General features: G+C 37.1%; 4 protein-coding genes. 3 read left to right on the top strand and 1 reads right to left on the bottom strand.

Annotation, left to right across the window (positions count from 1 at the left end):
• The first annotated feature begins 295 nt into the window (after positions 1 to 295).
• The 3 genes from AC1WHX_RS10225 (at position 296) to AC1WHX_RS10235 (ending at position 4,182) form a co-directional block, all read left to right on the top strand.
• A complete protein-coding gene (locus tag AC1WHX_RS10225; protein WP_303116807.1) occupies positions 296 to 1,876 on the top strand; it encodes a sulfatase family protein in 1,581 nt (526 codons plus the stop codon).
• A 294-nt stretch (positions 1,877 to 2,170) separates the two neighbouring features.
• Positions 2,171 to 3,604 (top strand): DHA2 family efflux MFS transporter permease subunit, encoded by a 1,434-nt coding sequence (locus tag AC1WHX_RS10230; RefSeq protein WP_122303572.1) that lies wholly within the window; start codon positions 2,171 to 2,173, stop codon positions 3,602 to 3,604.
• A gap of 44 nt (positions 3,605 to 3,648) precedes the next feature.
• Positions 3,649 to 4,182, top strand: a complete 534-nt coding sequence (locus tag AC1WHX_RS10235) for a GNAT family N-acetyltransferase (protein WP_302545353.1) — start codon at positions 3,649 to 3,651, stop codon at positions 4,180 to 4,182.
• Positions 4,183 to 4,224: 42 nt separating this feature from the next.
• Here AC1WHX_RS10235 and AC1WHX_RS10240 read toward each other — a convergent pair whose 3' ends face one another.
• Entirely contained in the window at positions 4,225 to 5,007 is a 783-nt protein-coding gene (locus tag AC1WHX_RS10240) for a formate/nitrite transporter family protein (RefSeq protein ID WP_302545352.1), read from the bottom strand.
• Between the last annotated feature and the right edge of the window lie 276 nt (positions 5,008 to 5,283).

A 5,283-nucleotide genomic window follows, 5' to 3' on the forward strand; every position in this document is an offset into this window, starting at 1 on the left:
GCCTAATGCCGTGTCATGGGTGGAAATGGATTTGGGAAACAGCCCTGAAGCTCAGTTGTACGATCTGTCTACCGACCCGGCAGAAAAGCAGAATGTAGCGATACAATATCCGGAAGTTGTAAAGCGTCTTTCGGTCTTGTTGAATGAGGTGAAATCTCGAAAAAAATAATGGAATAATTATTGTAAACCTTAAAAATCTGTTTCAGTCAAGTTTTTAAATTCTATTCGGAAGTCATCTTCATAGTTGAAACGGATAGTATAAGATTTAAACAGATTCTAAAATTTAACTGATACAATGAAATATTCTGGTCAAGTTTTATATTCGTTATCGGGAGTCGCAGTTCTGTTTTCTGCATTGTCTTGTTCAGGGAAAAAAGAGAAATCGGCAACACCCTATAATATTGTATATATTATGACGGATGATCATACGGCTCAAATGATGAGTTGTTATGATACCCGTTATATGAATACTCCGAATTTGGATCGTATTGCTGCAGATGGTGTTCGTTTTACGAACAGCTTTGTTGCCAATTCATTAAGCGGACCGAGCAGGGCTTGTATGATTACGGGAAAACACAGTCATGCAAATGGATTCACCGATAATACCACTTGTGTTTTTGACTCTTCTCAGCAAACAATGCCTAAACTTCTCCGAAAAGCCGGATATCAAACTGCGTTGGTGGGTAAATGGCATCTTGAAAGTCTGCCTTCAGGATTTGATTATTGGGAGATTCTTCCCGGCCAGGGCGATTATTATAATCCGGATTTTATCCGTATGAATAATGATACGGTACAAAGACGAGGATATGTTACGAACCTGATTACCGACATAGGAATAAATTGGCTGGAGAATGAGAGAGATGAGACCAAACCTTTTGCTATATTCTTGCATCATAAGGCTGTACATCGAGACTGGTTACCTGAGATAAAGAATCTTTCTTTGTATGAAGATAAAATTTTCCCGTTACCGGATAATTTTTTTGATGATTATAACGGACGTCTTGCTGCTGCGGCACAGGAAATGAGTATTGCCGAAGATATGGATATTATTTATGATCTGAAAATGCTGGCAGTTGGGAAAGAGAGTCGTTTAAAATCGGTATATGAACAAATTATAGGTCGGATGACTCCGGAAGAACGTAAGGTTTGGGATCATTTTTATGATCCGATAATACAAGATTTTTATTCTCGGAAACTAAGCGGGAAAGAGTTGGCTGAATGGAAATTTCAGCGTTACATGAGGGATTATATGAAAGTAGTAAAATCCTTGGATGACAATGTCGGGAGGATTCTCGATTATCTTGATAAAAAAGGCTTATTGGAGAATACATTGATTGTTTATACCTCTGATCAGGGATTTTATATGGGAGAACACGGGTGGTTCGATAAACGTTTCATGTACGAAGAGTCTATGCGTACCCCCTTGATTATGCGTTTGCCGAAAGATTTTGATAAAAAAGGAGATATTTCTCAATTAATTCAAAATATAGATTATGCACCTACATTTTTAGATTTGGCAGGAGTACCTGTCCCTGAAGATATGCAAGGTATTTCTTTACTTCCTTTATTGAAAGGGGAGAATCCGAAAAATTGGAGAAAGTCTCTTTATTATCATTTTTATGAATATCCGGCAGAACATGCCGTAAAACGCCATTATGGAGTTCGTACGGATAAATATAAGTTGATACATTTTTATAACGATATAGATGCTTGGGAACTGTATGATCTCGAAAAAGATCCGACAGAGATGCATAATGTGTTTGATGATCCGGAATACGGGAAAGTCGTTGATTTTATGAATCGAGAACTGGTGCGTTTACAAAAACAGTATAATGATACATTTGCATTATCCTTGAACAAGTTTATGATGGAATAATTGGGGGATACCTTCTCAGAACTTAATAAGAAAGAGGCTGTCTAAGTTTTCCGATAAGAGGATAATATTAGTCTTTTTGGCATTTTTGTTTTTTTAGTGAGAAACAGAGCGGTTTTGCGATATTCAAGAAATAATAAATGATATAAATCGAGTATCTTTGCATCGGTTTAAGGAAAATTCAGATAGGCTTGATAGTATGATCATTTTTTTCGATCTAAATGAAAATATGGAGTTTGAATTTTTTTTATGAAGTTTGATAAAAAATTGTGTGATTTCGGTGGAAAATAGAGATGGATGAGGTGGAAAAAGAAATTACCGTTTAAGTTTAACAGATCTGTCACTGTATCTTTGATAGTCGCTATTGCATTTTTTATGCAATTCTTGGATACGACAGCCGTAAATACGGCAATACCCGCAATGGCTCGTTCTTTTAGAGTTGATGTTATTCATTTAAGTACAGGAGTAACGTCTTATTTAATAGCTTTGGCTATATTTATTCCGGTCAGCGGGTGGATTGCCGATCGTTTTGGTACACGCAATGTTTTTTGTACTGCTGTCGCTTTTTTTATTTTAGCTTCGACATTATGCGGGACATCTGTATCCTTGACTCAATTTGTTCTGTATCGTATTATGCAGGGAATGGCGGGTGCGATGATGTCTCCTGTGGGGCGTTTGGCTGTATTGAAGACTACACCTAAGGAAGACTTGCCGGTTGCAATGAACTATATTACTTTACCTGCATTAGTCGCTCCGATTATCGGACCTCTTGTCGGAGGATATTTAACGACTTATTGGGATTGGCGGTATATTTTTTATTTAAACGTTCCGATCAGTATTATATGCATCTTTTTGGCATGGAAGTATATCCCTTCTGAAGAGCGTAAAGAACGGTTGAAAGTTCGTTTTGACGCTGTAGGATTTGTATTGAGCGGTTTTTCTTTAGCCGGATTTATGTATGGAGTTGAAATTTTAAGCAAAGACGGTGTTTCTTATTTTTATTCTTTGTTGATTATAGGTTTCAGTTTGCTTTTGTTGTGGTTTAATGTCAGATATTCGAAACATATATCGCATCCTTTGATCGACTATTCTGTAATGAAAATCAATTCTTATAAAGTGACGATTCTTACCGGGTCTGTATCTCGGATGATTATAGGAGTTTTTCCCTATCTTGTACCGTTGATGTTTCAAGAAGGATTTGGACTGAATCCTTTTGAGTCAGGACTGCTGTTTTTATCCACAATGGTCGGAAATTTGTCTATGAAATCATTGACAGTATGGATTATGCACCGTTTCCGATTTCGTACGATATTGATCGTAAACGGTTGTTTTTCGGCTTTGTTTACTTTCTTTACCGCATTGTTGATGCCTACGACTCCGGTTTATGTCATTGTCTTAGTTTTATTTACAGCCGGTCTTTTTCGATCATTACAGTTCAGTTCTTTAACAACTCTGGCTTTTACCGATACACCAGCTTCCCAGACGACAGCGGCAAATACTTTGTATAGTACCATACAACAAATGTCAACAGGCATGGGAATCGCCATGGGAGCGGTAGTTTTGCGTTTTTCGAATATTATAAATCATGGGATTGCAGGACATTATACCATTCCAGACTTTAGATTGGCGTTTATTTTTGTAACGGTTCTCGGTTTTGTGCATCTTTATGGATACACTAAGTTGTCAAAAGATGCCGGCAGTGTGGTAATGCTGAAGAAAAAAATGTTTTGAAGTTCTCTTTTGTCAGTCAATAAGTTTGAGTAATTTTATAAATAATGAATATTAAAATTAGACAAGAACAAATTTTTGATTATAAGCTTGTTGACGATTTGGTAGAATATGCCTTCAGAAATGTAAAAGAAAGCGATCATACCGAACATCTATTAGTCGGTCGTTTGCGCAAATCGGATGCTTTTATTCCGGAACTTTCTTTAGTAGCAGAGGTTGATGAGAGAAAAATGGTGGGACATATTTTACTCACGGAAGTGGCGATAGTATCGGGAAATGAGTCGGTTATTTCATTAGCTGTAGCTCCGCTTTCCGTCTTACCTGAATTTCAGAAACAGGGTATAGGAGGAGAGTTGCTTCGGGAAGCACATAAACGAGCTTTACGGTTGGGCTATAGTTCTGCCGTTTTATTAGGGCATAAAGACTATTATCCGAGATTCGGTTATAAAAAAGCCTCTGATTTTAACATCGAGTTTCCTTTCGATGTCCCAGAAGAATATTGTATGGCAATAGAATTATTTCCCGGTGCTTTGGACGGAGTACAGGGTATAGTACATTATTCCGATCCTTTTAGGATATAAAATTTATACAGGCTCTTATATAGGTTTTTAAGAGCAAATGTTTTATTTTTTTAGATAAGCATACCAATAAAAACTACCTACGAATAGAGCACCTCCGATAATGTTTCCTAATGTTGCCGGAATGAGATTGCTTACCAAGAAATCGTAAACCGATATGTCTGCTCCTTGGAGCATACCTAACGGAATGAAGAACATGTTGGCTATACTGTGTTCATATCCGATTGCGACAAAACCCATAACCGGGAACCACAATCCTATGAATTTCCCGGCAGTACTTGACGAACTCATTCCTAACCATACGGCAAGACATACGAGCCAATTAGCTCCGATTCCTTTTAAGAAGACTGTAATCCAAGACATCGATACTTTGGCGACTGCAATATTTTTTATTGCCGAATGCCAAGGATCGGATGCGACAACTCCTGTCGAATGTACCATAACATAAACAAAAAAAAGAGCTCCGATAAAATTACTGAAGTAAACGATAACCCAGTTTTTCCATACTGCCGTCCATTTATATTTGCCGTTTAATACTCCCGGTATTAAAATCGCATTATTGCCGGTGAATAGTTCTGCTCCGGCGATGACAACTAATATGAGCCCCAAAGGGAACATGCAACCGGAAAGAAGTTTTTGTAGTCCGGGATTGTTATTCGTTATTTCAGGAAATCCGCTGCCGATTAGAAGAGACAATAATCCTCCCATTGCTATATAAATTCCGGCCAATATGCCTAAAATAACGGTTTTTCGTGTACTGAATTCGATTTTTTGCAAAGCCGATTTTTCTGCAGATATTACTATTTCTGAGGGGGGTAATGTGCTCATAATGTGTTCCGTTTTTTAATAAAGTGCAAATATAACGGATTTTATTGCAGTCGAAGCGGGTGGTTAAAAAATATCTTCATAAGATTGAATCGGTTTTCATTGTTAAATAATGTTTATTGAAAAACAATTGAGAGATTTGGAATGTTTTATAGTCAAACAAGCGATACAGGATCGTTTATTAGACGAACAATGGAGATTGTAGTCTGGAATAACGTGGAAAGCTTTAAGTTTTATCTATTTATGATATTCTTGTTTTTTGTGTGTTTCATTGGTATT

Source organism: Coprobacter sp., assembly GCF_982436375.1.

Bases quoted from the DNA above. Each gene is read 5' to 3' on its own strand.
- AC1WHX_RS10225 (WP_303116807.1), top strand. From the start codon at position 296: ATGAAATATTCTGGTCAAGTTTTATATTCGTTATCGGGAGTCGCAGTT.
- AC1WHX_RS10230 (WP_122303572.1), top strand. From the start codon at position 2,171: ATGAGGTGGAAAAAGAAATTACCGTTTAAGTTTAACAGATCTGTCACT.
- AC1WHX_RS10235 (WP_302545353.1), top strand. From the start codon at position 3,649: ATGAATATTAAAATTAGACAAGAACAAATTTTTGATTATAAGCTTGTT.
- AC1WHX_RS10240 (WP_302545352.1), bottom strand. From the start codon at position 5,007: ATGAGCACATTACCCCCCTCAGAAATAGTAATATCTGCAGAAAAATCG.